This is a genomic window from Spirillospora sp. CA-128828, assembly GCF_050945415.1.
Taxonomy (GTDB): Bacteria; Actinomycetota; Actinomycetes; order Streptosporangiales; family Streptosporangiaceae; genus Spirillospora.
Window position 1 is genome coordinate 3,336,342 of the sequence record NZ_CP191986.1, and the last position, 25,288, is coordinate 3,361,629.

27 protein-coding genes are annotated in these 25,288 nt (G+C 73.4%); 21 read left to right on the forward strand and 6 right to left on the reverse strand.

Annotated elements, in window-relative coordinates; all coding sequences use genetic code 11:
* Nucleotides 1–26: 26 nt before the first annotated feature.
* The 3 genes from ACQPXG_RS16500 to ACQPXG_RS16510 form a co-directional block, all read right to left on the reverse strand.
* Entirely contained in the window at nucleotides 27–149 is a 123-nt protein-coding gene (locus ACQPXG_RS16500; RefSeq protein ID WP_433468567.1) for a hypothetical protein, read from the reverse strand.
* Between the two features lie 78 nt (nucleotides 150–227).
* Entirely contained in the window at nucleotides 228–479 is a 252-nt protein-coding gene (locus ACQPXG_RS16505; RefSeq protein ID WP_433468568.1) for a hypothetical protein, read from the reverse strand.
* A 390-nt stretch (nucleotides 480–869) separates the two neighbouring features.
* Nucleotides 870–1,481, reverse strand: coding sequence for a uridine kinase family protein (locus ACQPXG_RS16510; RefSeq protein WP_433468569.1), 612 nt, complete (start codon nucleotides 1,479–1,481; stop codon nucleotides 870–872).
* A 34-nt stretch (nucleotides 1,482–1,515) separates the two neighbouring features.
* Here ACQPXG_RS16510 and ACQPXG_RS16515 point away from each other — a divergent pair, with 34 nt between their 5' ends.
* Both ACQPXG_RS16515 and codA read left to right on the forward strand, forming a co-directional pair.
* Entirely contained in the window at nucleotides 1,516–2,916 is a 1,401-nt protein-coding gene (locus ACQPXG_RS16515; protein ID WP_433468570.1) for an acyl-CoA synthetase, read from the forward strand.
* A gap of 8 nt (nucleotides 2,917–2,924) precedes the next feature.
* Entirely contained in the window at nucleotides 2,925–4,214 is a 1,290-nt protein-coding gene (gene codA / locus ACQPXG_RS16520; RefSeq protein WP_433468571.1) for a cytosine deaminase, read from the forward strand.
* Here the strand turns inward: codA and ACQPXG_RS16525 are convergent.
* Nucleotides 4,211–4,786, reverse strand: a complete 576-nt coding sequence (locus ACQPXG_RS16525; RefSeq protein WP_433468572.1) for a TetR/AcrR family transcriptional regulator — start codon at nucleotides 4,784–4,786, stop codon at nucleotides 4,211–4,213. The genes codA and ACQPXG_RS16525 overlap by 4 nt on opposite strands.
* A 79-nt stretch (nucleotides 4,787–4,865) precedes the next feature.
* Here ACQPXG_RS16525 and ACQPXG_RS16530 point away from each other — a divergent pair, with 79 nt between their 5' ends.
* The 13 genes from ACQPXG_RS16530 to ACQPXG_RS16590 all read left to right on the forward strand — a co-directional run bounded on the left by ACQPXG_RS16530 (nucleotide 4,866) and on the right by ACQPXG_RS16590 (nucleotide 19,039).
* Nucleotides 4,866–5,504 (forward strand): NAD(P)-dependent oxidoreductase, encoded by a 639-nt coding sequence (locus ACQPXG_RS16530; protein ID WP_433468573.1) that lies wholly within the window; start codon nucleotides 4,866–4,868, stop codon nucleotides 5,502–5,504.
* A 90-nt stretch (nucleotides 5,505–5,594) separates the two neighbouring features.
* Entirely contained in the window at nucleotides 5,595–6,524 is a 930-nt protein-coding gene (locus ACQPXG_RS16535; protein WP_433468574.1) for an ABC transporter ATP-binding protein, read from the forward strand.
* Complete coding sequence (locus ACQPXG_RS16540; RefSeq protein WP_433468575.1) at nucleotides 6,521–7,327, forward strand: ABC transporter permease; 807 nt, start codon at nucleotides 6,521–6,523, stop codon at nucleotides 7,325–7,327. Before ACQPXG_RS16535 ends, ACQPXG_RS16540 begins: the two co-directional genes overlap by 4 nt.
* 40 nt (nucleotides 7,328–7,367) lie before the next feature.
* Nucleotides 7,368–8,606 (forward strand): sensor histidine kinase, encoded by a 1,239-nt coding sequence (locus ACQPXG_RS16545; protein WP_433468576.1) that lies wholly within the window; start codon nucleotides 7,368–7,370, stop codon nucleotides 8,604–8,606.
* Nucleotides 8,603–9,208, forward strand: coding sequence for a response regulator transcription factor (locus ACQPXG_RS16550; protein WP_433468577.1), 606 nt, complete (start codon nucleotides 8,603–8,605; stop codon nucleotides 9,206–9,208). Before ACQPXG_RS16545 ends, ACQPXG_RS16550 begins: the two co-directional genes overlap by 4 nt.
* Before the next feature lie 74 nt (nucleotides 9,209–9,282).
* A complete protein-coding gene (locus ACQPXG_RS16555; RefSeq protein WP_433468578.1) occupies nucleotides 9,283–10,467 on the forward strand; it encodes a pyridoxal phosphate-dependent aminotransferase in 1,185 nt (394 codons plus the stop codon).
* Nucleotides 10,468–10,524: 57 nt separating this feature from the next.
* On the forward strand, nucleotides 10,525–11,070 hold the full coding sequence (locus ACQPXG_RS16560) for an RNA polymerase sigma factor (protein WP_433468579.1): 546 nt from the start codon (nucleotides 10,525–10,527) through the stop codon (nucleotides 11,068–11,070).
* Between the two features lie 73 nt (nucleotides 11,071–11,143).
* Nucleotides 11,144–12,241, forward strand: a complete 1,098-nt coding sequence (locus ACQPXG_RS16565) for a CU044_5270 family protein (RefSeq protein ID WP_433468580.1) — start codon at nucleotides 11,144–11,146, stop codon at nucleotides 12,239–12,241.
* A gap of 77 nt (nucleotides 12,242–12,318) precedes the next feature.
* Nucleotides 12,319–13,281, forward strand: a complete 963-nt coding sequence (locus ACQPXG_RS16570; RefSeq protein ID WP_433468581.1) for a carbamate kinase — start codon at nucleotides 12,319–12,321, stop codon at nucleotides 13,279–13,281.
* Between the two features lie 44 nt (nucleotides 13,282–13,325).
* The gene (locus tag ACQPXG_RS16575) at nucleotides 13,326–14,432 is read left to right on the forward strand and encodes a ring-opening amidohydrolase (RefSeq protein WP_433468582.1); all 1,107 of its coding nucleotides are present in this window, start codon (nucleotides 13,326–13,328) and stop codon (nucleotides 14,430–14,432) included.
* An 81-nt stretch (nucleotides 14,433–14,513) separates the two neighbouring features.
* Complete coding sequence (locus ACQPXG_RS16580) at nucleotides 14,514–15,209, forward strand: SseB family protein (RefSeq protein WP_433468583.1); 696 nt, start codon at nucleotides 14,514–14,516, stop codon at nucleotides 15,207–15,209.
* Nucleotides 15,210–15,264: 55 nt separating this feature from the next.
* On the forward strand, nucleotides 15,265–16,014 hold the full coding sequence (locus tag ACQPXG_RS16585; protein ID WP_433468584.1) for a phytanoyl-CoA dioxygenase family protein: 750 nt from the start codon (nucleotides 15,265–15,267) through the stop codon (nucleotides 16,012–16,014).
* 52 nt (nucleotides 16,015–16,066) lie between these two features.
* Nucleotides 16,067–19,039 (forward strand): glycine--tRNA ligase, encoded by a 2,973-nt coding sequence (locus tag ACQPXG_RS16590; RefSeq protein WP_433469979.1) that lies wholly within the window; start codon nucleotides 16,067–16,069, stop codon nucleotides 19,037–19,039.
* Here the strand turns inward: ACQPXG_RS16590 and ACQPXG_RS16595 are convergent.
* The gene (locus ACQPXG_RS16595) at nucleotides 19,036–20,043 is read right to left on the reverse strand and encodes a DUF2332 domain-containing protein (protein ID WP_433468585.1); all 1,008 of its coding nucleotides are present in this window, start codon (nucleotides 20,041–20,043) and stop codon (nucleotides 19,036–19,038) included. The two genes, ACQPXG_RS16590 and ACQPXG_RS16595, sit on opposite strands and share 4 nt — an antisense overlap.
* Nucleotides 20,044–20,121: 78 nt before the next feature.
* On the opposite strand from ACQPXG_RS16595, the gene aroC reads away from it, so the two are divergent.
* The 4 genes from aroC to aroQ all read left to right on the forward strand — a co-directional run bounded on the left by aroC (nucleotide 20,122) and on the right by aroQ (nucleotide 23,411).
* Nucleotides 20,122–21,300 carry a chorismate synthase gene (gene aroC / locus ACQPXG_RS16600; RefSeq protein WP_433468586.1) on the forward strand — a complete coding sequence of 393 codons (1,179 nt, stop codon included), beginning with the start codon at nucleotides 20,122–20,124 and terminating at the stop codon, nucleotides 21,298–21,300.
* 8 nt (nucleotides 21,301–21,308) lie between these two features.
* A complete protein-coding gene (locus ACQPXG_RS16605; RefSeq protein ID WP_433468587.1) occupies nucleotides 21,309–21,818 on the forward strand; it encodes a shikimate kinase in 510 nt (169 codons plus the stop codon).
* Nucleotides 21,815–22,888, forward strand: coding sequence for a 3-dehydroquinate synthase (gene aroB / locus ACQPXG_RS16610; RefSeq protein WP_433468588.1), 1,074 nt, complete (start codon nucleotides 21,815–21,817; stop codon nucleotides 22,886–22,888). Before ACQPXG_RS16605 ends, aroB begins: the two co-directional genes overlap by 4 nt.
* Before the next feature lie 73 nt (nucleotides 22,889–22,961).
* Nucleotides 22,962–23,411 (forward strand): type II 3-dehydroquinate dehydratase, encoded by a 450-nt coding sequence (aroQ, locus tag ACQPXG_RS16615; protein WP_433468589.1) that lies wholly within the window; start codon nucleotides 22,962–22,964, stop codon nucleotides 23,409–23,411.
* Nucleotides 23,412–23,427: 16 nt separating this feature from the next.
* Here aroQ and ACQPXG_RS16620 read toward each other — a convergent pair whose 3' ends face one another.
* Nucleotides 23,428–24,003 carry a TetR/AcrR family transcriptional regulator gene (locus ACQPXG_RS16620; protein ID WP_433468590.1) on the reverse strand — a complete coding sequence of 192 codons (576 nt, stop codon included), beginning with the start codon at nucleotides 24,001–24,003 and terminating at the stop codon, nucleotides 23,428–23,430.
* A 101-nt stretch (nucleotides 24,004–24,104) separates the two neighbouring features.
* On the opposite strand from ACQPXG_RS16620, the gene ACQPXG_RS16625 reads away from it, so the two are divergent.
* Entirely contained in the window at nucleotides 24,105–24,551 is a 447-nt protein-coding gene (locus ACQPXG_RS16625; RefSeq protein WP_433468591.1) for a PaaI family thioesterase, read from the forward strand.
* Nucleotides 24,552–24,583: 32 nt separating this feature from the next.
* Complete coding sequence (locus ACQPXG_RS16630; protein WP_433468592.1) at nucleotides 24,584–25,249, forward strand: enoyl-CoA hydratase-related protein; 666 nt, start codon at nucleotides 24,584–24,586, stop codon at nucleotides 25,247–25,249.
* The last annotated feature ends 39 nt before the right edge of the window (nucleotides 25,250–25,288 follow it).

Below are 25,288 nucleotides of genomic sequence, written 5' to 3' on the forward strand. Positions count from 1 at the left end.
AGCGCCCTGACGCCCGGCCGCTCGTTCTACGGGACGATCCGCGCCCATATCCATTTGCCGCCGCCGGGGTCCTGGGTCACACCGCAGGTGGAGGACAGCGCCTCGACGATGTGCAGGCCCGAGTTCGCGGCGCTGCTGGAGGGGATCAAGCGGTACCCGGCGCCGTGAGGCCGATCTTGACGTCGTCCGGCCCTCGCGGACAACGCCAGGATCGGCGGCTCAGACGGTCAGCGGCGGTTGAACGCGCTGATGACGAGCTGGCCGACGACGACGTAGAGCAGTGCCGCCAGTCCGTAGTTCAGGGCGACCCCGAGCTTGGCGTCATCGGGGGTGAAGACGTCGCCGAGGCCGAGCACCAGGACCTTGGCGAAGTTGTAGACGCCGTGGACGAAGCCGTTGCCCTGGTTCGCCTCGAACACGACGAACACGATGTGGAGCAGGAAGATCGCCGCGACGAAGCCGGTGATCACACGTATCACGCCGGCGACGGCTCCGGCGCCGTCACGGCGGTGATGATCGCCGCGCGGGGATTGATAAGGGTCCGGGACGCGGTGAGGCGGGTAAGGGTCTGCCCCGTGGTACGGGGGAGGACCGTGGGGGCCTTGGCCGTATGGGGGTGGATGTGACATGACTCCGCATTGTAGGGGAGCAGACACTTATCGCCACGCTTTGTGCGGTTCATTCTTGTGATGCGCTCGCCGCACTTTACAGGGACCAATTCGGAGACGGATTCGGAACATCCCGAGTTCGCTATTGGTACATATTGAAGGACCGCTCCGCCCCTCTCGGGAAGGACCGGTTCGGTGGGCGCGCCCGGCAGGACGGTCCGGACCTCCAAGCCCTCGGGAGATCGGATCGCACGGAGGTCATCACGTGGTCCCCTCGGCTGCGGGGCGCACCTTGAAACGGTGTTGGGTGAAGGTGGTGCCGTCCACGTCCAGGTCGCAGCGGGCCCGTGTGCCGTCGGCGGCGAAGAGGGCGGACTCGCGGACGGCCCAGGCGTCCCAGGCTTCGGCGTACTCGGGGCCGTCCCGGTCGATGGCGCGGGCGCGGCGCAGATCGTGGGGCGCGTCGATCCAGATGCGGCAGGCGGCGGGTGACTTCGCCCAGGCCGAGCCGACGCCCTCGACGAACAGGACGGGCGCGGGCGGGATCTCCTCTTCGGGCCCGTAGCGGTCGTGATGCCAGTCGTAGCGGCGCAGCACGGCGGGACGGCCGTCGCACAGCGGGTCGAGCACCGTGCGGCGGAGGGGACGCCACCAGGTCAGCGGGTCGGCGTCCCAGGGAACGCGGAAGTCGTCCGACCGGATGACGGGCGCGCCGACCAGGACCTCCGCCAGGTGGTCGGCGAACGTCGACTTGCCCGCGCCGCTCGGGCCGTCCACCGCGACGATCCGGACCGGGCCGCACGACGGCGGCAGGACGAGCAGCCGCGCGGCGAGCGCGGGGTAGGTCATGGCGGAATCCGGCACGGACGGCATACTTCCAGCTGGACGAGAAGGAGAGGGGCGAGTGATGGACCTGCTCGGCGGGACGGGCGGCCCGGTGCGGGTCGCCGGACGGGAACTGCCGCGCGACGAGCTGCTCGGCTGGGCGTCCGCCGTCGCCGCGGAGATCCGGGGCGCCGACGCCGTCGCCGTGCACGCCACGGCGTCCCTGGAGACCGTCGCCGCGGTCGTCGGCGGCATCCTCGCCGGCGTGCCCGTGGTGCCGCTGCCGCCGGACTCCGGGCCGGCCGAGCGCGCGCACATCCTCGGCGACTCCGGGGCGGGCCTGCTGCTGGCCGCCGGCGACGCGGAGCCCGTGGACGGCGAACCGCCGCTGCTCCCGGTCGGCGCGCTGCCGCACAACGGGAGTGTGCGGGACGAGGTTCCCGCCGACGCCACCGCGCTGATCCTCTACACGAGCGGGACGACGGGCGCGCCGAAGGGCGTTCTGATCTCGCGGGGGGCCATCGCCGCCGGGCTGGACGCGCTCGCCGAAGCCTGGGCCTGGACGCCCGGCGACGTCCTCGTCCACGGGCTGCCCCTGTTCCACGTGCACGGGCTCGTCCTCGGCGTCCTCGGCCCGCTGCGGGTCGGCTCGCCGCTCGTCCACACGGGGCGCCCCAAGCCCGAGCTGTACGCGGCGGCGGCGCAGAACGACGGCGGCAGCCTGTTCTTCGGTGTCCCCACCGTCTGGTCGCGGACCGCGGCGGACCCGTCCGCCGCGGAGGCCCTGCGCGGCGCCCGCCTGCTCGTGTCCGGCAGCGCGCCCCTTCCCGTGCCCGTCTTCGAGCGGCTCGCCGGACTCACCGGGCACCGCCCGGTCGAGCGGTACGGCATGACGGAGACGCTCATCACGCTCAGCGCGCGCGCCGGCGGCGACCGGCGGCCCGGTTACGTCGGCACCCCGCTGCCCGGCGTGGAGACCCGCCTGGCCGCCGAGGACGGCTCCGCCGTCCCCCCGGACGGGGAGACGCCCGGCGAGCTGCACGTCCGCGCCCCGCTGCTGTTCAAGGGGTACCTCAACCGCCCCGAGGCCACCGCGAAGTCGTTCACGGCGGACGGCTGGTTCCGCACCGGCGACATCGCCACGATCGGCCCGGACGGCTGGCACCGGATCGTCGGCCGCGCGTCCACCGACCTCATCAAGAGCGGCGGCTACCGGATCGGCGCCGGCGAGATCGAGAACGCGCTGCTCGCGCATCCCGCGGTCCGGGAGGCGGCGGTCGTCGGCACCCCGCACGACGACCTCGGCGAGCAGGTCACCGCCTACGTCGTCGCCGAAGGGGTCGGCGAGAAGCAGCTCATCGACTTCGTCGCCGAACGCCTGTCGGTGCACAAGCGGCCGCGCGTCGTCCACCTGGTCGGCTCGCTGCCCCGCAACGCCATGGGCAAGGTCGTCAAGACCCGCCTGACCGACATCACGCCTTGAGGGGTCGCATGCGCCTCGTGACGAACGCCCGGCTCATCGGCCGGGACGGCCTGCACGACATCGGGATCGACGGCGACCGCTTCGGCCGCATCGCGCCCGCCGGGGAACTCGCCGGCGACGCGCTCGCCGACGCCGCCGGAAACCTCGTCACCCCGCCGTTCGTCGAGCCGCACGTCCACCTCGACACGACCCTGACCGCCGGTGAACCGCGCTGGAACGCGTCCGGTTCACTGTGGGAGGGCATCGCCGTCTGGAGCGAGCGCAAGACGTCCCTCACCCGCGAGGACGTCGTGTCCCGCGCGTCGGAGGTGCTGCGCTGGTACGCCGCCAACGGCGTCCTGCACGTGCGCAGCCACGTGGACGTCACCGACCCCGGGCTGGTCGCGCTGGACGCGATGCTCGAAGTCCGCGAACAGGTCGCCGACGTCATCGGGCTCCAGATCGTCGCGTTCCCCCAAGAGGGCATCTGCTCCTTCGACGACGGCGCCGGACTGCTGGAGGAGGCGGCCCGGCGCGGCGTGGACGCGGTCGGCGCCATCCCGCACTTCGAGGACACCCGCGAGGACGGCGTCCGCTCCCTGGAGATCGCGTTCGGCATCGCGCAGCGGTACGGGCTGCGGCTCGACGCGCACTGCGACGAGATCGACGACGAGCAGTCCAGGTTCGTGGAGGTGCTGGCCACGCTCGCGCGGCGCGGCGGGCTCCGCGACCGGGCCACGGCCTCCCACACCACGGCGATGGGCTCCTACAACGGCGCCTACTCCTACAAGCTCCAGCGCATCCTCGCCCGCTCGGGCGTCAACCTCGTCTGCAACCCGCTCGCCAACCTGTGCCTGCAGGGCCGGTTCGACGCGTATCCCAAACGGCGCGGCCTCACCCAGGTCAAGGAGATGCTCGGCGCCGGGGTGAACGTCGCGTTCGGGCACGACGACGTCATGGACCCGTGGTTCCCGCTCGGCACCGCGTCCCCGCTGCAGGTCGCGCTGGCCGGCGTCGCCGCCGCGCAACTGACCGGCGCCGCCGAGATCGACGAGGCGTTCGCCATGGTGACGGGGCGCGCCGCCAGGGTGCTCGGCCTCGGCGACGGGTACGGCGTCGAGCCCGGCCGGCCCGCGAACCTGGTCGTCCTGCCCGCCGCGTCGCCGTTCGACGCCGTCCGGCGGCAGACCCGCCCGAGCCATGTGATCGCGCGGGGCCGGCTCGTCGCCGAGACGCCGCCCGCGGTCACCCGGCTGACCTGGCCCGGACGCGAGCCGGAGGACGTCGACTTCGTCCGTGCGCGCGACCGGCGCCCTTAGGGGAGCAGTTCGGCGAGGACGGGGCGGACCAGGTCCCGCGCCACGGACTCCGGCAGGTCCGGGCCGCCGTCGCCCTCGGCGAAGTAGTGCAGGAACCCCTGCTGGAAACAGGCGCCCATCAGCAGCGCCGCCACCGCCGCGGTGTCGGCGTCCGCCGCGACCCTGCCGAGGCCGCGCTCGGCGTCCAGATACCGGGTGAGGGCGCGCACCGGCTCCTGCGGGCCCGCGCCGTACTTGCGCAGCGACTCGCGGGTCGCCACCATCAGCCGCGGCTGCGCCACCATCGAGGCCATCATCGGGAACGCCTGCCGGTAGAAGCGCAGCCCGCCATGGACGATCGTGGCGAGATTGGACTCCAGGGACCCCTCGCCCGGGACGCACGCCTTCGCGAACGCCGGCATCCGCTCCTTGATGACGTTCAGCATCAGCTCCTCCTTGTCCCGGAAGTGCTTGTAGAGCAGTGCCTCGGAGTAGCCGGCGGCCTTCGCGATCTCCTTGGTGGTGGCGCGGGCGACCCCGTGCCGCCGCATGATGTCCGCCGCGGCGTCCAGGATCCGTTCGCGCGCGCTCAATGAGGCCCCCTTGACAGGTGAGTGGATGCTCACCACGATAGAGGTTAGTAAGTATTCACTCACCATCGAAGGGGACCCGATGAGGATCACGATCTTCGGGGCGACCGGCGGCACCGGCATGCACGCCGTCCGGCGGGCCCTGGACGCCGGGCACGAGGTGACCGCCGTCGTCCGCGACCCGGCCGGGCTGCCCGCCGAACTGCGCGCCTGCGCCGACGTCGTCCAGGCCGACGTCATGGACCCGGCCGCGATCGAGGAGGCGGTCAAGGGACGCGACGCGGTCGTCACCGCCATCGGCACCCGCGACGGCGGCCGGCCGACCAGCGTCTGCGCGGACAGCACGCGCGGCATCGTCGCCGCGATGGCGGCCGCCGGGACGGAACGGTTCGTGCTCACCAGCGCGTCCGGTCTCCACGCCGGGCCGGGCGACGACCCCCTCACCCGGTTCGTGGCCAAGCCGCTGCTGGGGCGCTTCCTCAAGCACGCGTTCGCCGACATGCGCGCCGCCGAGGCCCTCACCCGCGACTCCGGCCTCGCCTGGACGATCGTCCGCCCGCCCCGCCTGACGAACGGACCGGGCAACGGGCGCTACCGGAAGGCGGCCGACCGCAACGTCTTCGGCGGTGTGTCCATCGCCCGCACCGACCTGGCCACCGCCCTCCTCGACGTGGCGGGCGACCCGTCGTCCATCGGGCACGTCGTCAGCGTCGCCGGATGACAGGTGTCATGCCGATCGGCTGACAGGCGCCGCCGGAACCGGTGACACGCGCTTCTACCCGTGCACGCCCGTCCTCGCGACGCTGGGGGCATGGAAACGAACTCGGCCATCCGCGTGGACGGGCTGCGGCAGCGGTACGGGGACTTCGAGGCCGTCGCCGGGATCTCCTTCGAGGTCGGCGAGGGCGAGCTGTTCGCGCTGCTCGGCACCAACGGCGCGGGGAAGACGACCACACTCGAAACCCTGGAGGGACACCGGGCCGTCCACGGGGGCACGGTCCGGGTCCTCGGCCACGACCCGCACCGGGAACGCCGGGATGTCCGGCCGCGCATCGGCATCATGCTCCAGGACGGGGGTTTCTTCGCCGACCTCACCGTCGCCGAGACCGTCGAGCACTGGCGCGCCTTCACCCCGTCCGCCCGCGACCGCGGCGAGGCGATCGCGATCGCGGGCCTGACCGACAAGGCCGGCGTGCGCGTGCGGCAGCTGTCCGGAGGGCAGAAACGCCGCCTCGACCTCGCGCTCGCCCTGCTCGGCCGGCCCGCCGTCCTCTTCCTGGACGAGCCGACGAGCGGCATGGACCCCGAAGCCCGCCAGGCGACCTGGCGTACCGTCCGGGACGTGGTCGCCGGCGGCACGACCGTCCTGCTCACCACCCACTACCTGGAGGAGGCCGAGCACCTCGCCGACCGCCTCGCGATCATGCACCGCGGGCGGATCGAGGCGTCCGGCACGGTCGCCGACGTCGTCGCCGGGTACGGCGACCGCGTCACCTTCCAGCTCCCCGAACGGCTCCAGGTCGCCGAACTCCCCGACCTGCACGGCGCCCGCGCCGACATCACCGTGGACCGCGGCCACGCCGCCGCGTCCTACACCGTCGAGAGTGCCGGTCTCCAAGACGGCCTGTACGAGCTGCTGCGCTGGGCCGACCGGGAGGGCGTCCGGCTGGACGGCCTGGCGGCGCGCAGCGCGTCCCTCGAAGACGTCTTCCTCCGCACCGCCGAAGGAGCGACCCCATGAAGACCTCCGCCATGCTCAGCGTCGCCCGCCTCGACCTCACCCTGCTCTGGCGGAACCGGACCGCCCTGTTCACCGTCTTCGGCCTGCCGATCCTGTTCGCGGGCATGCTCGTCCCCATGCGCGGCCAGGAGATCGACGGAGTGGACGGCGCCCTCCTGCAGGGCACGGGTCATCTGGGGTTCTTCCTTGTCTTCGCCGTCTTCATGAACCTCGTCAACGTATTCACCGCCCGGCGCGAGGACCGCACGCTCAAGCGGATGCGCGGCACCGCCCTGTCGGATGCGGAGATCACGGGCGGCAGCATCCTCACCGCGACCGCGATGTACACCGTGCAGGCGATCGCGCTGGTCGCGGTGCTGGGAGCGGCGATGGGCGGCCGGCTCCCCGCCGACCCGGTCCTGATGCTGGCCGGGCTCGCGGGCGGCGTCGTGGTGTTCGCGACGCTGGCGTTCGCGGTGTCCGGGATCACCCCGAACGCCGAACTCGCGCAGCTGACCGTCCTGCCGATCATGTTCGGCTGCATGCTCGGCGCCGGGGTCATGTTCCCGATGGACGGCCTGCCCGGGTGGCTCCAGGAGATCTGCCGGTTCGTCCCGCTCAGCCCGGTCGTGGAGATCGTCCGGACCGGCTACTTCGGCCAGGACTTCGGCCAGGACTTCGTCCAGCGGGCCGGCCACCCGTCCGTCGGCCTCGCCGAAGGCTGGCTCTCCTGCATCCGGTCGTTCCTCGTCCTGGTCTTCTGGGCGGCGCTCGGCCGCGCTCTCGCCGCCCGCTGGTTCCGCTGGGAACCGCGGCACGCCTGAGCGCCACCGATTACAGTGCGATGCCGGGAGGGACAAGGACATGACGGTCGCGACAACGGCGGACATCGAGGAGCAGGCGGGCCGCCGGCTGGAGCGCTACCGGCGGGTGACGTACCGCTCGTTCCTCATCGCCGCCTTCGGCTTCATCGCGCCGAGCCTCGGCGGGCTTACGACCGCCTACAGCGACGGTGCCGGCGGCGTGCCCCTCATCGCCGCGGTGGTCACGGGGCTCGCCCTGCTCACCTGGTACTACGCGCGGCTCGTCCGGGCGGGGCTGGACGGCGGCGCGCCGCTGCGCGACATCGTGGTCAGCGGCGTCGTCGCCGGTGCGCTCAGCCTGATGCTGCTCACCAGCCCGTGGTTCAGCGTCATCCCCGTCTTCTGGATCTCCGCCGTGGTGCTCTCCCCGCTGGGCCGCTGGCAGATCATCGCGCTGTGCGCGGGGACCGGGGCCTACTGCGGTGCGGTCGCCACACTCGCCGCGGAACACCTCTACCCCGACAGTGACGCGCCCTGGTATGCGATCTTCCCGGTCCTGTTCGTCATCTACACCGCGACATGCGGGTTCGTCGTGTTCGTCAACCGGTACCAGCGGCGCATGTGGGACCTGCACCAGGAGTCCCACGCCGCCCGCGACGCCATGGCCAGGCTCGCGGTGACCGAGGAGCGGCTCCGCTTCTCCCGCGACCTGCACGACCTGCTCGGCCACAGCCTGTCCCTCATCGCGGTGAAGAGCGAGCTGGCCATGCGGACGGCGCACGACGACCCGGACCGGGCACACGCCGAGATGGCCGACGTCCAGCGCGCCGCCCGGACCGCCCTGCGCGAGGTCCGCGCCGCCGTCCGCGGCTACCGGGCCGTCGAGCTGGACGCCGAGCTGGCCGGGGTGCGGGCCGTGCTGGAGGCCGCCGGCGTGCGCTGCGAGATCGGCGAGTTCCCGGACGGGCCGCCGCCGGAGGTCCGCTCGGTGCTCGCCTGGGTGATCCGCGAGGGCGCCACCAATGTGATCAAGCACAGCGAGGCCCGGCATTGCGCGATCACGCTCACCCTCTACGGTGACTCCGTGGTGATGGAGATGCGCAACGACGGCGTGCGCGGCGCGGAGACCGCCGCGGGCTCCGGGCTGACCGGACTCACCGAGCGCGTCGCCGTGCTCGGCGGCGAGATCAGCGCCGGGCGGCACGGCCGTGACGGGTTCCTGCTGCGCGCCACCGTCCCGCTCCCGAGCGGGGACGGGGCGGAGTCCGGCGAGGCCGTCGCGGCGGGGAGGCCCGCGTGATCCGCGTCCTGCTGGCCGACGACGAACACCTCATCCGCGGCGCCGTCGCCGCCCTCCTCGGCCTCGAACCCGACCTGGAGGTCGTCGCCGAGGCCGGCCGCGGCGACGAGGTCGCCGCCGCGGTCGCCGAACACGACCCGGACGTGGCCGTCCTCGACATCGAGATGCCGGGCGCGGACGGCCTCACGGTCTCCGAAGAGCTGAACGCGTCCGGGGCCCGCTGCGCCGTCTGCATCCTCACGAGCTTCGGCCGCCCCGGCTACCTGCGCCGCGCCATGGCCGCCGGCGTCCGCGGCTTCGTCGCCAAGGACGCCCCCACCCAGGAACTCGCCGCCGCCATCCGCAAGATCCACGCCGGCGGCCGCTACCTGGACGCCGAACTCGCCGCCGGCGCGATGGCGGCCGGCGACAACCCGCTCACCGCGCGCGAACGCGAGATCCTCCGCCTCACCGGCACCGGAACCGAGACCGCCCACATCGCGACCCGGCTGCACCTGTCCGAGGGCACCGTCCGCAACTACCTCTCCACCGCCATGACCAAGCTCGGCGAGTCCAACCGCGCCGGCGCCTTCCAGACCGCCCGGGAAATGGGCTGGATCTGACCGGGCCGGATCTGACCGGGGCCGGATCCGACCATGCCAGGCCCGCGGGGAGGGCGGGCGTCTAATCTTGTGGCGTGAGTGAGCCACTGGTCGAGCGCATGCGGGAATTCGGCGAGACGATCTTCGCCGAGATGTCGGCTCTCGCCGTCCGGACCGGGTCCATCAATCTGGGCCAGGGGTTTCCGGACGAGGACGGCCCGGCCGGGGTGCTGGACATGGCGGTCGAGGCGATCCGCTCGGGCGGCAACCAGTATCCACCCGGGCCGGGGCTGCCGGAGCTCCGGGAGGCCGTGGCGGCGCAGCGGCTGGAGCGGTACGGGCTGGCGTACGACCCGGCGACCGAGGTGTTCGTGACCGTCGGGGCGACCGAGGGCATCGCGGCGTCGGTGCTGTCGCTGGCGGGCCCGGGCGACGAGGTCATCGTGTTCGAGCCGTACTACGACTCCTACGCCGCCGTGATCGCGCTCGCCGGGGCGGTGCGCAGGCCCGTCACGCTGCGGCCCGCGGAGGGACGCTTCACCTTCGACCCGGACGAGCTGCGCGCCGCCGTCGGGCCGCGCACCCGCGCGATCCTGGTGAACTCGCCGCACAACCCGGCCGGCACCGTGTTCACGCGCGCCGAACTGGAGACCATCGCGGACGTCTGCCGCGAGCACGACCTCGTCGCGATCACCGACGAGGTGTACGAGTACCTGACGTTCGACGAGACCGCGCACATCCCCCTGGCGACGCTCGACGGCATGCGCGAGCGGACGGTGTCGGTGTCGTCCGCGGGCAAGTCGTTCTCCGTCACCGGATGGAAGACCGGCTGGGTGACCGCGCCGGCGCCGTACGTCCGGGCCGTCCAGACCGTGAAGCAGTTCCTCACCTACGCGGTCAGCGCGCCCTACCAGCGTGCGGCCGCGTACGCGCTGCGCAACGAGATCCCGTGGGTGGAGGAGCTGCGCAAGTCGCTCCAGGCCAAGCGGGACCGTCTCATCATCGGCCTTGAGGCGGCCGGGTTCGCCACCTACCGGCCGCAGGGGACGTACTTCGTGCAGGCCGACATCCGGCCGCTCGGGTTCACCGACGGCATGGAGCTGGCCCGGGCCCTGCCGGAGAAGGCGGGCGTGGTCGCCATCCCGACCCAGGTCTTCTACGACCACGCCGAGGCGGGCGCGCCTTTCGTCCGGTTCGCGTTCTGCAAGAAGGACGAGGTCATCGACGAGGCCGTGGAACGCCTCGCCCGCCTCGGCCGAGAAACCGGCGGCCGCCTGTAAACGGACCCGCCGGTTCGGGATTACTCCACGACAACCGACCCCGACGGGAGGTTCTTCGTGGATGATCCCGAAACACGGTTCACCCGCCTGTACGACGAGAACCACCGGCGCGTCCTCGCGTACGCGCTCACCCATGCCGAGCCGCACACGGCCGAGGACATCGCCGGCGAGACGTTCCTGATCGCCTGGCGGCGGCTGGACGACGTCCGCGACCCGGCCCTGCCGTGGCTGCTCGGAGTGGCCCGCAACCTGCTGCACAAGCAGCGCGACCGGGGCAACCGCGGCCGCGCCCTCGCCGAGCGGATCCGGGCGCTGACCACGCCGGGCGACCTCGCCGCGTGGGACGTCGCCGAGCACGTGATCGAACGCGAGACCGCGCTGTCCGCCATCGCCACGCTGGCCGAGCGCGACCTGGAGATCCTCGCGCTCGTCAACTGGCACGGCCTCGACCCCCGGCAGGCGGCGAAGGCCATGGGCTGCTCGGTGCCCGCCTTCGCCGTCCGGCTGCACCGGGCCCGCAGACGCCTGACCCGCGCCCTGGACACCGCCGGCGCCGCAGCCCCTGCCCGTCCCGCCCCGGTCGCCGAGGAGGCGGCCCGATGACCGCAGCGAAGCGAGGATCGTCGGGCCGCTGGGCCCGGGGGTCTGGGGGTCGCCCCCAGAAAGGTAGGACCCGATGACAACCGGAGAGAAGATGAAGGACGCCGACACGATCTTCCGCGAGCTGAAGCCCGCCGCGCTGGACGAGCTGGCCGGCGACGCCCATGCGCGCCGCCGCGACGGTGACCTCGCGCGCGCCATGCACGCCGCCGCCGCGCCTCGCCGCCGCGCCCGCCGTCCCGTGCTGCTCGTCGCCGGGGTGGCGGCCGCGGCCTGCGCCGCGGCCGGGACCGTCGTGCTCGCGAACGGGGGCGAGCCCGCGTCCCGGCCGCCCGCGGCGGGGCGGGAGGCCGTCGACGCGCGCACGTTCCTGCTGGCCAGCGCCACGGCTGCGGCCAAGGCCCCGGCCGCGACCGGCCGCTACTGGTACGACCGGCAGCGGACGTCGAGCGAGGTCGGCGGGCACCGCACGGTCGTCGTCGGCAAGGGGCCGGACGCCCGCAAGGTGAAAAAGAAGATCTCCTACCGGGCGTCCATCGAGACCCCCGGCGAGGGCTGGCTCGCGCGCGACGGGGGCAAGGGGCGCAAGACCAGCGGCCCGGAGAAGCTCGTCTTCCCGACCGCCGGAGACGAAGCCCGCTGGCGCGAGGACGGCTCCCCCCGGCTCGTCTCCGGCTCGAACGAGAAGCGGATCTGGGAGGGGCCGTCGCAGCCGTCCATCGGCAGCGACGTGGTCTCCTTCAAGGAGCTGGCGTCCCTGCCCACGGACGCCGGGCGCCTGCAGGCGGTGCTGCGCGACCGCTACGCGCGTGACCTGAAGGCCTCCGAGAACCCGTTCACGGGCACGTTCACGGCCTACCTCTGGGAGACGGCGCGCGACCTGCTCGCCGGGCCGATCACGCCCGGTACCAAGTCGGCGCTGTTCAAGGTCCTCGCCGGTCAGCCGGGGATCCGGATGATCGGCAGGACGACGGACCGGCTCGGCCGTCCCGGCATGGCGGTCGCGGTGAAGGAGGCCCCGGACGGCGGCGCGAACGCGACCGAGTCCCGGCTGGTCATCTCGGCGAAGACCGCCGACCTGCTCGAATTCCGGATGTGGGAGTCCGGGTACGGGACCGGCGTGACCACCTACGAGAAGATGGGGTGGGTCGGCGCGCTCGGCGCACGCCTCTAGAAACTGCCGAAGAAGCGGCGCTCGTTGGGCGGATTTCGCCCATGAGCGCCGCCCTTCGCGCGGGTTAGCGTCCGTCCGTGACCTGGAACGGCGGGGGGACGCTCAGCGGCGAGCGGATCCTGATCGCGCTCGGCGGCAACGCCATGACCGCACCGGACGGCAGCGCCACCCCGGACGCCCAGGCGGCGGCGATCGAGGCAGCGATGGCGCCCGTCGCGGAGCTGGTCGCGGCGGGCGCGCGGGTCGCGCTCACGCACGGGAACGGGCCGCAGGTCGGCAACCTGCTGATCAAGAACCAGCTGGCGGCGGGCGTGGTGCCGCCCGTCCCGCTGGACTGGTGCGGCGCGCAGACCCAGGCCACCGTGGGCGTGATGGTCATGAACGCGCTGGAGCGGGCGCTGTGCGCGCGGGGCGCCGCCCGCCCGGTGTCCACGGTCGTGACGCGGACCCTGGTGGACGCGTCCGACCCCGGGTTCGACGCGCCCGCCAAACCGATCGGCCGCTACTTCCCCGAGGAGGAGGCACGCCGCTCGATGGCGCTCGGCCAGGCGTGGAAACGGTTCGGGGAGCGGGGCTGGCGGCGCGTCGTCGCCTCGCCGGAACCGCTGGAGATCCTGGACGCCGACGCGGCGGCCGTCCTGCTGGAGGCCGGGCACGTCGTGGTCGCCGCGGGCGGCGGGGGAGCGCCCGTCGTCCGGACGGACGGGACGCTGCGCGGCGTCGAGGCCGTCGTCGACAAGGACCTGGCGGCGCAGCTGCTGGCCCGGCGCCTCGGCGCGACCACCCTCGTGATCGCCACCGACGTCGAGAACGCGATGACCGGGTTCGGGACGCCGCGGGCCCGCCCGCTGCGCCGCACGACGGCGGCGGAGCTGGCGGAGCTGGCCGCCGCCGGGCACTTCGCCGGGGGCAGCATGGGTCCCAAGGTCGAGGCGGTGGTGCGGTTCGTCGCCGCCGGCGGGCGGCGTGCGGCGATCGCGTCGCTGGCCCGGCTCGGCGGCGCCGTGCACGGCGAGGCCGGGACGGTCGTCGAGGCTTGACCCGGGGTAGAGACCGATGAGCAGAGCAGCTGAGGAGCGATGACGTGCCCGATCCGATCGAAGTCCGCAAGATCCCCATCGAGAGCGTGACCGACGCGTCCGGGCTGGCCCGGCTGATCGACGACGGCGTGCTGGAGGCCGACCGGGTCCTCGCCGTGGTCGGCAAGACCGAGGGCAACGGCGGGGTGAACGACTACACCCGGCTGCTGGCCGACCGGGCGTTCCGCGAGGTCCTCATCGCCAAGGGCACCCGGCCCGCGGACGAGGTGGCGCGCGTCCCGCTCGTGTGGTCCGGCGGGACCGACGGGGTGCTCAGCCCGCACGCGACCGTGTTCGCCACCGTCGATCCGGCGGAGGCGCCGAGGTCGGACGAGCCGCGGCTCTCGGTCGGCGTCGCGATGAGCGACATCATCCTGCCCGAGGACATCGGCCGTCCCGCGATGGTCGAGACGGTCGCCGCCGGGGTCCGCGAGGCCATGAAGATCGCCGGAATCGACGACCCCGCGGACGTCCACTACGTCCAGACCAAGACGCCGCTGCTCACCCTCGACACGATCAACGACGCCAGGTCGCGCGGCCGCGACGTCGTCACCGAGGACACCCTCAAGTCGATGGACATCTCCAACTCCACGACCGCGCTCGGCATCGCCGTCGCGCTCGGCGAGATCGAGACGCCGTCCGCGGAGCGGATCCACAAGGACCTGTCGCTGTACTCGTCGGTGGCGTCCTGCTCGTCCGGGGTGGAACTGGACCGGGCGCAGATCGTCGTCGTCGGCAACGTCCGCGGCATCGGCGGCCGGTACCGGGCCGGGCACGGTGTGATGAAGGACGCCCTCGACGCCGACGGCATCTGGGACGCGATCAGGACGGCGGGCCTCGACCTGCCCGACCGGCCCCGCACCTCCGACCTCGGTGACCGGCTCGTGAACGTCTTCATCAAGTGCGAGGCCGACCCGACCGGCTCGGTCCGCGGACGCCGCAACATCATGCTGGACGACTCCGACGTGCACTGGCACCGGCAGATCAAGGCGTGCGTCGGCGGCGTCGCCGCGTCCGTCGCCGGCGACCCGGCGGTGTTCGTGTCGGTCGCGGCCGTCCACCAGGGGCCGTCCGGCGGCGGCACCGTCGCGGCCATCGCCGATCTCGGCTGATGCCGGCCGGCGCCCGCCGGAAAGCGGAGAGTATCCGGATAGTCGCCCCCCGCGGTCGCCGGAGGCTATAGCCTTCCTGCCGTGTCCGGACTGACCATTCCCGAACCACAGTTCCCCGGGGACGACGGGAGCGCCGACCCCCGGTTGTGCGAGGCGCTCGCCGGGTACGCGTCCGGCCGCGTCGGCGCCCACACGGTGCTGCGGCGGCTGCAGGGCGCGCGGCTCCTCGTCCCCATCGTCGCCGTCCTCACCGAGGAGGAGGACGTCGCCCCCGGCGAGCTGCGCCGGGAGAAGTCGAGCGACATGGCGCTGCCCACCCTGCTCGGCGACGACGGGCGGCGCGGGGTGCTCGCGTTCACCTGCGGGGAGACGATGAAGGCGTGGCGCGCCGACGCCCGGCCCGTGACGGTCCGCGGCGGCGACGCGTGCCGCGCCACCTTGGACGAGGGCGCCGACGCCCTGGTCGTGGACGTGGCGGGCCCCGTCCCGTTCGCGGTGGACGGCCTGCGCCTGCACCTGCTGGCCGAGGGCCGCCCCATCCCGCCGCCGCACGAGGACCCCGACATCCTCGCGGCCGTCGAGGCGGCGTTCGGTTCCGACCAGTCCGTCAGCGGCGTCCGCGTGACCGAGGGCACGTCCGCCGAGGTCGCCGTCCGGTTCGCCGTCGTCCCCGGCCACGACGAGCGCCGCACCGTGCAGCGGGTGTCCGACCGGCTCGCCGAAGTGCTGCGCGGCCGCATCGTCGGCGGCGTCGAGCTGAACGTCGTGCGCAGGTGACCGGGCGCCGGTAAATCGTTCGCGTCCGCCGCGCCCGTCTTGGCACGCTGGCGTCATGATCGACGTTGACGCCTTCATCACCGACGGGTTCGTCCGAGTCGAGGAGGCCTTCCCCCGGGAGCTGGCCGAGCGGGGCCGCGAGATCCTCTGGCGGGACACCGGCTGCGACGCCGGCGACCGCTCGACCTGGACGCGGCCGGTCGTCCGGCTCGGCGACTACCCGCAGGAGCCGTTCCGGGCCGCCGTGAACACGCCCCGCCTGCACGCCGCGTTCGACACGGCCGTCGGGAAGGGCGCCTGGCTGCCGCGCGGCAGCCTCGGCACGTTCCCGGTCCGGTTCCCGAGCGACGAGCCGCCGGGCGACGACGGCTGGCACATCGACGCGAGCTTCCCCGGCGACGACCCGTCCGACTTCATGAAGTGGCGGGTGAACCTGGCCTCCAGGGGCCGCGCGCTGCTGATGCTCTTCCTGTTCTCCGACGTGGGCGAGGACGACGCGCCCACGCGCATCCGGGTCGGCTCCCATCTGGACGTCCCGCCGATCCTGGAACCCGAGGGCGACGCCGGGCTCGGCATGCTGGATCTCGCGGGGAAGGCCGTTCCGGCGTCCGAACACCGTCCCGTCGCGTTCGCCACCGGCCGGGCCGGGGACGTCTATCTGTGTCATCCGTTCCTCGTGCACGCGGCGCAGCCGCACCGCGGCACGGAGGTCAAGTTCATGGCGCAGCCCCCGCTGCTCCCGTCGGGGCCGCTCCCCGAATCGTCTCCGGTGCGGGCGGCGATCCAGCGAGGTCTCGGGCGCTGACGCTTCTAGGCTTGAGGCCGCCCTACCCCGTTTGGAGAATTCCGTGCTGACCATGCAGGACGCGCTCATCCGGCTCACCGGGTACTGGGCGGGACGGGGCTGCCTCGTCGCGCAGCCGATGAACACCGAGGTCGGCGCGGGCACGCTCAACCCGGCCACCGCGCTGCGCGTCCTCGGGCCGGAGCCGTGGCGGGTCGCCTACACCGAGCCGAGCGTCCGCCCCGACGACTCCCGGTACGGCGACAATCCGAACCGGCTGCAGACCCACACCCAGTTCCAGGTGATCCTCAAACCGGAGCCGGGCGACGCGCAGGAGCTCTACCTCGGCAGCCTCACCGCACTCGGGATCGACCTGCGCGCGCACGACGTCCGGTTCGTCGAGGACGACTGGGCGTCGCCCGCGCTCGGCGCGTGGGGGCTCGGCTGGGAGGTCTGGCTCGACGGCCTGGAGATCACCCAGTTCACCTACTTCCAGCAGTCGGGCGGGCTGACCCTCGATCCGGTGTCGGTCGAGATCACCTACGGGATGGAACGCATCCTGATGGCGCTCCAGGGCGTCTCCCATTTCAAGGACATCGCGTACGCCCCCGGCATCTCCTATGGCGAGGCGTTCGGGCAGGCCGAGTACGAGATGAGCCGCTACTACCTGGACGACGCCGACATCGCGACGAACCGGGAGCTGTTCGAGTCCTACGCGGCCGAGGCGCGGCGGATGCTGGACGCCCGGCTGCCCGTCCCCGCCCACTCCTACGTGCTGAAGTGCTCGCACGCGTTCAACGTCCTGGACGCGCGCGGGGCCATCGGCACGACCGAGCGCGCCCGCGCGTTCGCCCGGATGCGCGGCCTCGCCCACGAGGTCGCCGCGCTGTGGGTGGAGCGCCGCGCCGAGCTGGGGCATCCTCTCGGCGACGCCGCGACCGGCCCCGCCGTCGCCGGGCGGGGCGTTCTGCCGGACCTCGCCGCGGCCGGCTCGTTCGCGCTGGAGATCGGTGTCGAGGAGCTCCCGCCGCACGAGGTCGCCCGGACGGCGTCGCAGGTGGCGGAACGGCTGCTGGCCGGGCTGGAGGAGGCCGGGCTGATCACGGACGCGTCCTCGCTCGACACGTGCGCCACGCCCCGCCGGATCATCGCGGTCGTCCGTGATCTGGAGCCGCGCGAGCCCGACACCGAGCAGATGGTGAAGGGCCCGCGGCTCGCCGCCGCCTACGACGCGTCCGGGGAGCCGACGCGAGCCCTGCAGGGGTTCGCGCGCGGCCAGGGCATCGCGGTGGAGGACGTTCAGCGGATCACCCTGTCGGGCGGGGAGTACGCCGGATACATCCGGAAGGTGGTGGGACGTCCCGCCGCCGAGGTCCTCGCCGAGCTGCTGCCGGACATCGTCGCCGGGCTCCGCGCCGGGAAGAACATGCGGTGGAACGCGCCCGGCCTGTCGTTCGCCCGCCCGATCCGCTGGCTGCTCGCCCTGCTGGACGGCGCGGAGATCCCGTTCACCGTCTCCGGCATCACCGCCGGCCGCACGACCCGCGTCCACCGCACGGCGGAAACGCCGCTCGTCGAGGTCGCGGACGCCTCGTCCCTCATCACGACGCTCCGCGAGCACGGGATCGAGCCCGAGCCGTCGCGGCGGCGGTCCCGCATCGTCGAGGACGCGGGCGTGCTCGCGCGGCGGCGCGCCGGGACGATCGACTTCGCCGCCGAGCAGGACCTCGTCGAGGAGATCGTCGACCTGGTCGAGGAGCCCGTGACGATCCTCGGCTCGTTCGACGAGAAGTACCTTGAGCTGCCCGAGGAGATCCTCACCACGGTCATGCGCAAGCACCAGCGGTACCTGCCGGTGCGGGCGTCCACCGGACGGCTTCTCCCGCACTTCGTGACGGTCGCCAACGGCGAATGCGACCACGACGCCGTCCGGGCCGGGAACGAGGCGGTCCTGCGCGCACGCTACGAGGACGCCGCGTTCTTCTACCAGCAGGACCTGCGGAGTACACCCGCGCAGATCAAGGAGGGGCTCGCCAAGCTCACGTTCACCGAGCGCCTCGGGTCGATGGCCGACCGGTCGGCGCGCATCGCCGCGATCGCCGCCGAGCTGGCCGACCGCCTCGATCCGGCCGCGGGGGAGCGGGACACGATCCGCCGCGCCGCCGGGCTGGCCAAGTTCGACCTGGCCTCGTCCATGGTCATCGAGCTGTCGAGCCTCGCCGGGACCATGGCGCGCGAGTACGCCCGCCGCGCCGGCGAGGACGAGGCCGTCGCGCAGGCCCTCTACGAGATGGAACTGCCCCGCGCGGCCGGCGCCGCCCTGCCGGGCGGCCTGCCCGGGGCGGTCCTCGCCGTCGCCGACCGGCTGGACCTTCTGGCCGGGCTGTTCGCCGTCGGGTCCGCTCCGACGGGCAGCTCCGACCCGTTCGGCCTGCGGCGGGCCGCGCTCGCCCTCACCGCGATCCTGCGGGACGTCCCGCGCCTCGCGCCCGTCACGGTCGGAGACGGCCTCGCCCTCGCCGCCCGGCACCAGCCCGTCGAGGTCCCGGCCGAGGCGATCGCGGAGGCCGGGCGGTTCGTCGCGCGGCGCCTCGAACAGAACCTCCTGGACGAGGGGCATCCGGTGAACATCGTCAGGGCCGTCCTCCCGCACGCCGGTGCGCCCGCCCGCGCGGCCCAGGCCGCGGCCGACCTGGCGAACCTTCTGCGGTCGTCACGGTTCGAGCGGCTCACGACGGCGTTGCAGCGCGTCCTGCGGATCGTCCCGGACGGGACGGACGCCGGCTACGACCCGGCGTTGTTCACCGAGCCCGCGGAGCAGGTCTTGGAAGAGGCGTTCACGCGCGTCCGGGCCGAACTGCCCGCACGCCCGGCCCTCCCGGAGTTCTCCGCGGCCGCGGCCGCCCTCGTCGCGCCCATCGACACCTACTTCGACGACGTGATGGTCATGGACGAGGACCCGGCCTGCCGCGCCAACCGGCTCGGCTTCCTCGCCGCCGTCCGGGACCTGGCCGCGCCCGTCCTCGACTGGCGGGAGATCGCCTAGAGCCAGGTCGTGGGCAGGCCGTGCGACGGGCCCTCGCCGAGGATCCGGCGCTCCCCGCCCGGCCAGAGCCGCAGCGCCACGACCTGGGCGGCGTCCAGCCGGGAGGCGTCGCGTCCCTCGAACGACAGGTGGGCCACGGGCGCGCCGGCGGCGGCGGACGCGCCCGCGGCCTCGATGTGCCGGTCGACCCGGGCGCCCTCCTCTCCCGACAGGTACGCGCGCATCGTCGAATGCCACACGACCGTCACGACGCCCGGCTCCGGGGCGAGACCGTCCAGGAAGTCCGCCGCGCCCGCCCGCACGACCGTCGCCGGGACCCGCGCGGCCACCTCGAACGCCGCCCGCAGCCGCTCGACCCGCGCCGTCTGGTCGGGCCACACGTAGGACAGGAGCCGCCGCCGCGCCTCCGGGAACGTCACGTCCAGCGGGTTCGGGTCGCACCCTCGCCGCTCCGTGACGGCGAGCGGGGCGTCCACCGGAGGAAGACCCCGCCAGGCGCCGGGCAGGACGACCGGCGACTCCGGCCCGTACGCGCCGCGCTCGTGCAGGAAGCGGAAATGGTCGGCGCGCAGGTTCAGCCCCGCGCTCGCGCCGATCTCCAGCAGCCTGATCGGCAGACCGGTGGCCGCGGCGGCCGCGAGGAGGCCACCGACCAGCGGGGCCGCCCGCCCGACCTCGTTGGTCTGCGGCGGGTCGGTGAGCCCCTCCCGGATCTCCGCGGCGTGCTCGGCCAGTACGTCCCGGAACGCGGGCCATGCCTCCAGCGGATCCTCCGTCCCGCCGGCGGTCGGGTAGTGGGCGGCCAGCTCGGGCACCCGCCCTTCCAGGACGAGACGGTGCACGGTGCCCAGCATCCCGAGGACGAAGCCGGGCCCGGTGCGGTCTCCCAGGACCGCGGCGGCCGCCTCGCCCGGGTCGCCCGCGGCACGGGTGAGCAGCTCCGCGTACATCGGCGATCCCAGGTCGGCGCACGCCTGTGCCTGGGTGAGCAAGGCCCCTCTCATTCCCCACCTCCTCCGACGAGCCTCTCAGATGCTGGACGCCGTCACAGGCGGGGGCACGGAGTCAATAGGATCGTTGGCATGCTGCGCTGGTTGACCGCGGGGGAGTCCCATGGCCCGGCCCTCACCGCGATCGTGGAGGGGCTGCCGGCCGGTGTGCGCGTGACCTCGGGGGACATCGCCGAGGAACTGCGCCGCCGCCGGCTCGGCCACGGGCGGGGTGCCCGGATGAAGTTCGAGCAGGACAAGGTGACGATCCTCGGCGGCGTCCGGCACGGGGTGACGCTCGGCGGGCCGGTCGCGATCGAGGTCGGCAACACCGAGTGGCCCAAGTGGGAGACGGTCATGTCGGCCGACCCCGTGGACGCCGACGTCCTCGCCGCCCAGGCGCGGAACGCCCCCCTGTCGCAGCCGCGGCCCGGGCACGCCGACCTCGTCGGCATGCAGAAGTACGGGTTCGACGACGCCCGGCCCGTGCTGGAGCGCGCGAGCGCGCGGGAGACCGCGGCCCGCGTCGCGCTCGGCACGGTCGCCAAGGCGTTCCTCAAGCAGGCCCTCGGCGTGGACGTCCTCAGCCACGTGATCGCGCTCGGCGAGGTCGGGGCGCCCGACGGCGTCCTGCCCGGGCCCGGCGACCTCGCCCGCGTGGACGAGAGCCCGGTGCGCTGCTTCGACGACGAGGCGTCCGCGAAGATGGTCGCGCACATCGACGAGACCAAGAAGGCCGGCGACACCCTCGGCGGTGTCGTGGAGGTCCTCGCCTACGGGCTGCCGGCCGGTCTCGGCAGCCACGTCCACTGGGACCGGCGGCTCGACTCGCGGCTCGCCGGGATCCTGATGGGCATCCAGGCGATCAAGGGCGTGGAACTGGGCGACGGGTTCACCACCGCGCGCCGTCCCGGGTCCGGGGCGCACGACGAGATCGACGCGACGCCCGATGGCGTCCGCCGCCGGACGAACCGGGCCGGCGGCGTCGAGGGCGGCATGACCACCGGAGAGGTGCTGCGGGTCCGCGCCGCGATGAAGCCGATCTCCACGGTGCCGCGGCGGCTGGACACCATCGACGTGAAGACCGGCGAACCCGCCAAGGCGATCAACCAGCGCAGCGACGTCACCGCCGTCCCCGCCGCCGGGGTGGTCGCCGAGGCGATGGTCGCGCTCGTCCTCGCGGACGCGGCGCTGGAGAAGTTCGGCGGCGACTCCGCCGAGGAGACCGCCCGCAACCTGCGGGGATACCTGTCCTCCCTGACGATCAAGTGAACGGGACCATGCGACCGAAGGCAGTCATCATCGGGCCGCCGGGCTCGGGCAAGACCACGATCGGCACCGCGCTGGCGGAACGGCTCGGCGTCGCGCTGCGCGACACCGACACCGACGTCGAGCGGGTCGCGGGCAAGCCGATCGGCGAGATCTTCATCGACGACGGCGAGGAGCGCTTCCGCGAACTGGAGGGCGCGGCCGTCGCCGCGGCCCTCGCCGAGCACGAGGGCGTCGTCGCGCTCGGCGGCGGCGCCGTCCTCGCGCCGGAGAGCCAGGAACTGCTGGCCGGGCACACCGTCGTCTACCTGCGGGTCGGGCTGTCGGAGGCGATCAAGCGGGTCGGGCTGGCGTCCGCGCGGCCGCTGCTCGTGCTGAACCCGCGCAGCCAGATGCGCAAGCTGCTGGAGGAGCGCCTCCCGATCTACGAGCGGCTCGGCACCGTCCACGTCGACACCGACGGCCGCGAGCCCGCCGACATCGTCGAGGAGATCGCGAAGGCCCTGGGGAGCCCGCGGTGACGCAGGCGCGGGTGCACGTCGGCGGCGCCGACCCGTACGACGTCGTCATCGGCACGGGCGTGCTCGGCGAGCTGCCCGCCATGGTCGGCGACCGGGCCCGCACCGTCGCCGTCGTCCATGCCGAGGGGCTGCCGGAGATCGCCCGCCCCGTCTGCCGGGTGCTCGAACAGGCCGGGTACACGGTCAGCGCGCTGCCCGTCCCGGACGGCGAGGCGGCGAAGGAGATCGGCGTTCTCGCCGGGCTCTGGTCGTCCTTCGCCAGGTTCGGCATGACCCGGACGGACGCCGTCGTCGGCGTCGGCGGCGGCGCGACCACCGACCTCGCCGGGTTCGCGGCGGCGTCCTGGCTGCGCGGCGTGCGCGCCGTGCTGGTGCCGACCACGCTGCTCGGCATGGTGGACGCGGCCGTCGGCGGCAAGACCGGCATCAACATCCCCGAGGGCAAGAACCTCGTCGGCGCGTTCCACCCGCCCGCCGGCGTGCTGTGCGACCTCGCCACGCTGATGACGATGCCGCGCGAGGACTACGTCAGCGGCCTCGCGGAGATCATCAAGGCCGGGTTCATCGCGGACCCGAAGATCCTCGAACTGGTCGAGGACGACCCGAAGGGCGCCGCGTCCCCGGACGGCCCGCACACCCGCGAGCTGGTCGAACGCGCGATCCAGGTCAAGGCCGACGTGGTGTCCGCCGACCTCAGGGAGGGCGGGCTCCGCGAGATCCTCAACTACGGGCACACCCTCGCGCACGCCATCGAGAAGGCCGAGGAGTACCGGTTCCGCCATGGCCACGCCGTCGCGATCGGCATGGTCTACGCCGCCGAGCTGGCCCGCCTCGCCGGCCGCCTGCCCGCCGAGGTCGTCCAGCGGCACCGCGACGTCCTCACGTCCGTCGGCCTCCCGGTCTCCTACGCCGCGGACTGGGCCGGGCTGCGCGCCACGATGACCATCGACAAGAAGTCGCGCGGCACGACGCTCCGCTTCGTCGTCCTGGACGGCGTCGCCGAGCCCGGCCGCCTCGAAGGCCCGGACGAGCAACTGCTCGCCGCGGCTTACCGGGAGGTCGGCCGATGACCGCAGCGGAGCGAGGATCGTCGGCCGACCGGCTGCGGGGGTCTGGGGGTCGCCCCCCAGAAGGGAGCGTCAGGTGACTCGCGTTCTCGTGCTGAACGGGCCCAATCTGCGGCGGCTCGGCGTGCGCGAGCCCGACAAGTACGGGACGACCAGCTTCGACGACCTCGCCGCCCTGTGCCGCGACGCCGGCCGCCGCCTGGACCTGAGCGTCGAGGTCCGGCAGACCGACGACGAGGCCGAGATGATGCGCTGGGTGCACGAGGCCGCCGACGAGCGCATCCCGATGGTGCTCAACCCGGCCGCCTTCACCCACTACTCCTACGCCCTCCGCGACGCGCTGGCCCAGCGCACCGCCCCGCTCGTCGAGGTCCACATCACCAATCCGGCGGCCCGCGAGGAGTTCCGCCACACCTCCGTCGTCGCCGGCGTGGCGACCGGCACCATCGCCGGCTTCGGCACGATGTCCTACGTCCTGGCGCTCCAGGCCATCGCCGAACTGATCGCCGAGCAGCGGACCGCCTGACCCCGACGCGGCCCCGTCAGTCCTCCTCGGCCGCCTTCCTCGCCATGTCCTTGAGTTCGGCGACGACGTCGTCGAGCGGGGCGACGTCGCGGTGGGCGCGGCAGAGGATGGTGGCGCCCTCCACGGCGGCGACGATGAGGCGGGCCAGGCGGGAGGCGCGGTCGTCGGGGACTCCGGCGTTGCCGAGGCCGGTGGCGAGGGTGTCCTGCCAGCGTCCGAACGCCGCCGCGGCCGCCGCGGCCAGCTGCGGGGCCTCGTCGTGGGACTCGATGGTGACGGCGACGATGGGGCAGCCGGCCCGGAACTCGCTCTTGATCAGGACCTGGCGCCACCAGCCGACGAAGGCGTCGACCGCGGACGCGGCGTCGCCGCCTTCGGTGGCGGCGAGGATGCCGGCGTTGAGGAACTCCCCGGCGTAGCGGACGGCCTCCTCGGCGAGCTGCGCCTTGCCCTCCGGGAAGTGGTGGTAGATCGACCCGCGCGGGGCGCCGCTGTGCGCGATGACATCGCGGAACCCGGTGCCGCTGTAGCCGCGCTCGCGGAAGAGGTAGGCGGCGCTGCGCACCATGCGTTCCCGGCTGTCCGTCCCCATGGACCGATTATGACATTCATCATACGGTCGTCGCGTTGACCATGACGAGCGTCATGGAAAAAGCTTGTTATGACGGACGTCATACCGATTGGGGAGCGCGCATGGAGACCACGGCGGGCCTGGAGCAGCTGAAGGATCTGCTCAACATGGGCGTGGAGAAGGGCTACGGCATCGGCGCGCTGCTCGGCATGACGGCCGAGACCCTGGAGCCCGGGCGGGTGGTGTTCGCCCTCACGCCGCGGTCCGATTTCAGCAATCCGCTCGGCACCGTGCACGGCGGCATCATGTCCACGCTGCTCGACTCGGCGATGGCCTGCGCGGTCCACACCTCGCTGCCCGAGGGGGCGAGCTACACCACGCTGGAGCTCAAGGTGAACTTCGTCCGGGCGGTGCCGCTGGAGGGCGGCCGTCTGGTGTGCGAGGGGACGACCGTCCACGTCGGACGCAAGGTCGCCACGGCCGAGGGGCGCATCGTCAACGCCGACGGCAAGCTGGTCGCCCACGGCACGACCACCTGCATGGTCTTCCCGGCGGCTACTCCCGAGTAGGGTTCGGTCAGGCACGGATGAAGGAGAGCCACGTGATCGACCTCCAGCGCGACGGAGACGTGTACGTCCTGCGGTTCGACGCCGGTGAGAACCGGTTCGGTCCGGACTTCCTCGGCGCGGTCGAGGGGGCGCTCGACACCGTGGCCAAGAACGACGGGCCCGGCGCCCTGGTCACCGTGGGAACCGGCAAGTTCTACTCCAACGGCCTCGACCTGGACTGGCTCGGCGCCAACCAGGACCGGTTCGAGGAGTACCTGCGGCGCGTCCACGGGCTGTTCGCGCGCGTCCTGGAACTGCCGATGCCCACCGTCGCGGCGCTGAACGGGCACGCGTTCGCGGGCGGCGGGATGCTCGCCCTCTGCCACGACGTCGCCGTCATGCGGACGGACCGGGGCTACTTCTGCCTGCCCGAGGTCGATCTCGGGATGAGCTTCACGCCCGGGATGAACGCGCTCATCACGGGACGCCTGCCGAAGGCCACCGCGCACGAGGCGATGCTCACCGGCCGCCGCTACACCGCGGAGGAGGCGCGCGCGGCCGGGATCGTGCAGCGGACCGCCGCCGAGGACGAGGTCCTGCCCGCCGCCGTCGAGTCGGCGGCGGCGCTGGCGGGCAAGGACGGCGGGACCGTCGCGAAGATCCGCACCGGCCTGTACCGGCCGGCGCTCGACGCGCTGCGCGGTCCCGCCCTGCCCTGACCGCGGCGCGGCGGAGTAGGTTACGTTCGACTGGAATCG

What these genes read in the sequence shown, in the direction of transcription:
- ACQPXG_RS16620 (WP_433468590.1), bottom strand. Translation starts at nt 24,003, where the DNA reads ATGGGGACGGACAGCCGGGAACGCATGGTGCGCAGCGCCGCCTACCTC.
- ACQPXG_RS16565 (WP_433468580.1), top strand. Translation starts at nt 11,144, where the DNA reads ATGACAACCGGAGAGAAGATGAAGGACGCCGACACGATCTTCCGCGAG.
- ACQPXG_RS16605 (WP_433468587.1), top strand. Translation starts at nt 21,309, where the DNA reads ATGCGACCGAAGGCAGTCATCATCGGGCCGCCGGGCTCGGGCAAGACC.
- ACQPXG_RS16625 (WP_433468591.1), top strand. Translation starts at nt 24,105, where the DNA reads ATGGAGACCACGGCGGGCCTGGAGCAGCTGAAGGATCTGCTCAACATG.
- ACQPXG_RS16530 (WP_433468573.1), top strand. Translation starts at nt 4,866, where the DNA reads ATGAGGATCACGATCTTCGGGGCGACCGGCGGCACCGGCATGCACGCC.
- ACQPXG_RS16545 (WP_433468576.1), top strand. Translation starts at nt 7,368, where the DNA reads ATGACGGTCGCGACAACGGCGGACATCGAGGAGCAGGCGGGCCGCCGG.
- ACQPXG_RS16595 (WP_433468585.1), bottom strand. Translation starts at nt 20,043, where the DNA reads ATGAGAGGGGCCTTGCTCACCCAGGCACAGGCGTGCGCCGACCTGGGA.
- aroC (WP_433468586.1), top strand. Translation starts at nt 20,122, where the DNA reads ATGCTGCGCTGGTTGACCGCGGGGGAGTCCCATGGCCCGGCCCTCACC.
- ACQPXG_RS16590 (WP_433469979.1), top strand. Translation starts at nt 16,067, where the DNA reads ATGCAGGACGCGCTCATCCGGCTCACCGGGTACTGGGCGGGACGGGGC.
- ACQPXG_RS16540 (WP_433468575.1), top strand. Translation starts at nt 6,521, where the DNA reads ATGAAGACCTCCGCCATGCTCAGCGTCGCCCGCCTCGACCTCACCCTG.
- ACQPXG_RS16535 (WP_433468574.1), top strand. Translation starts at nt 5,595, where the DNA reads ATGGAAACGAACTCGGCCATCCGCGTGGACGGGCTGCGGCAGCGGTAC.
- codA (WP_433468571.1), top strand. Translation starts at nt 2,925, where the DNA reads ATGCGCCTCGTGACGAACGCCCGGCTCATCGGCCGGGACGGCCTGCAC.
- ACQPXG_RS16510 (WP_433468569.1), bottom strand. Translation starts at nt 1,481, where the DNA reads ATGCCGTCCGTGCCGGATTCCGCCATGACCTACCCCGCGCTCGCCGCG.
- ACQPXG_RS16515 (WP_433468570.1), top strand. Translation starts at nt 1,516, where the DNA reads ATGGACCTGCTCGGCGGGACGGGCGGCCCGGTGCGGGTCGCCGGACGG.
- ACQPXG_RS16585 (WP_433468584.1), top strand. Translation starts at nt 15,265, where the DNA reads ATGATCGACGTTGACGCCTTCATCACCGACGGGTTCGTCCGAGTCGAG.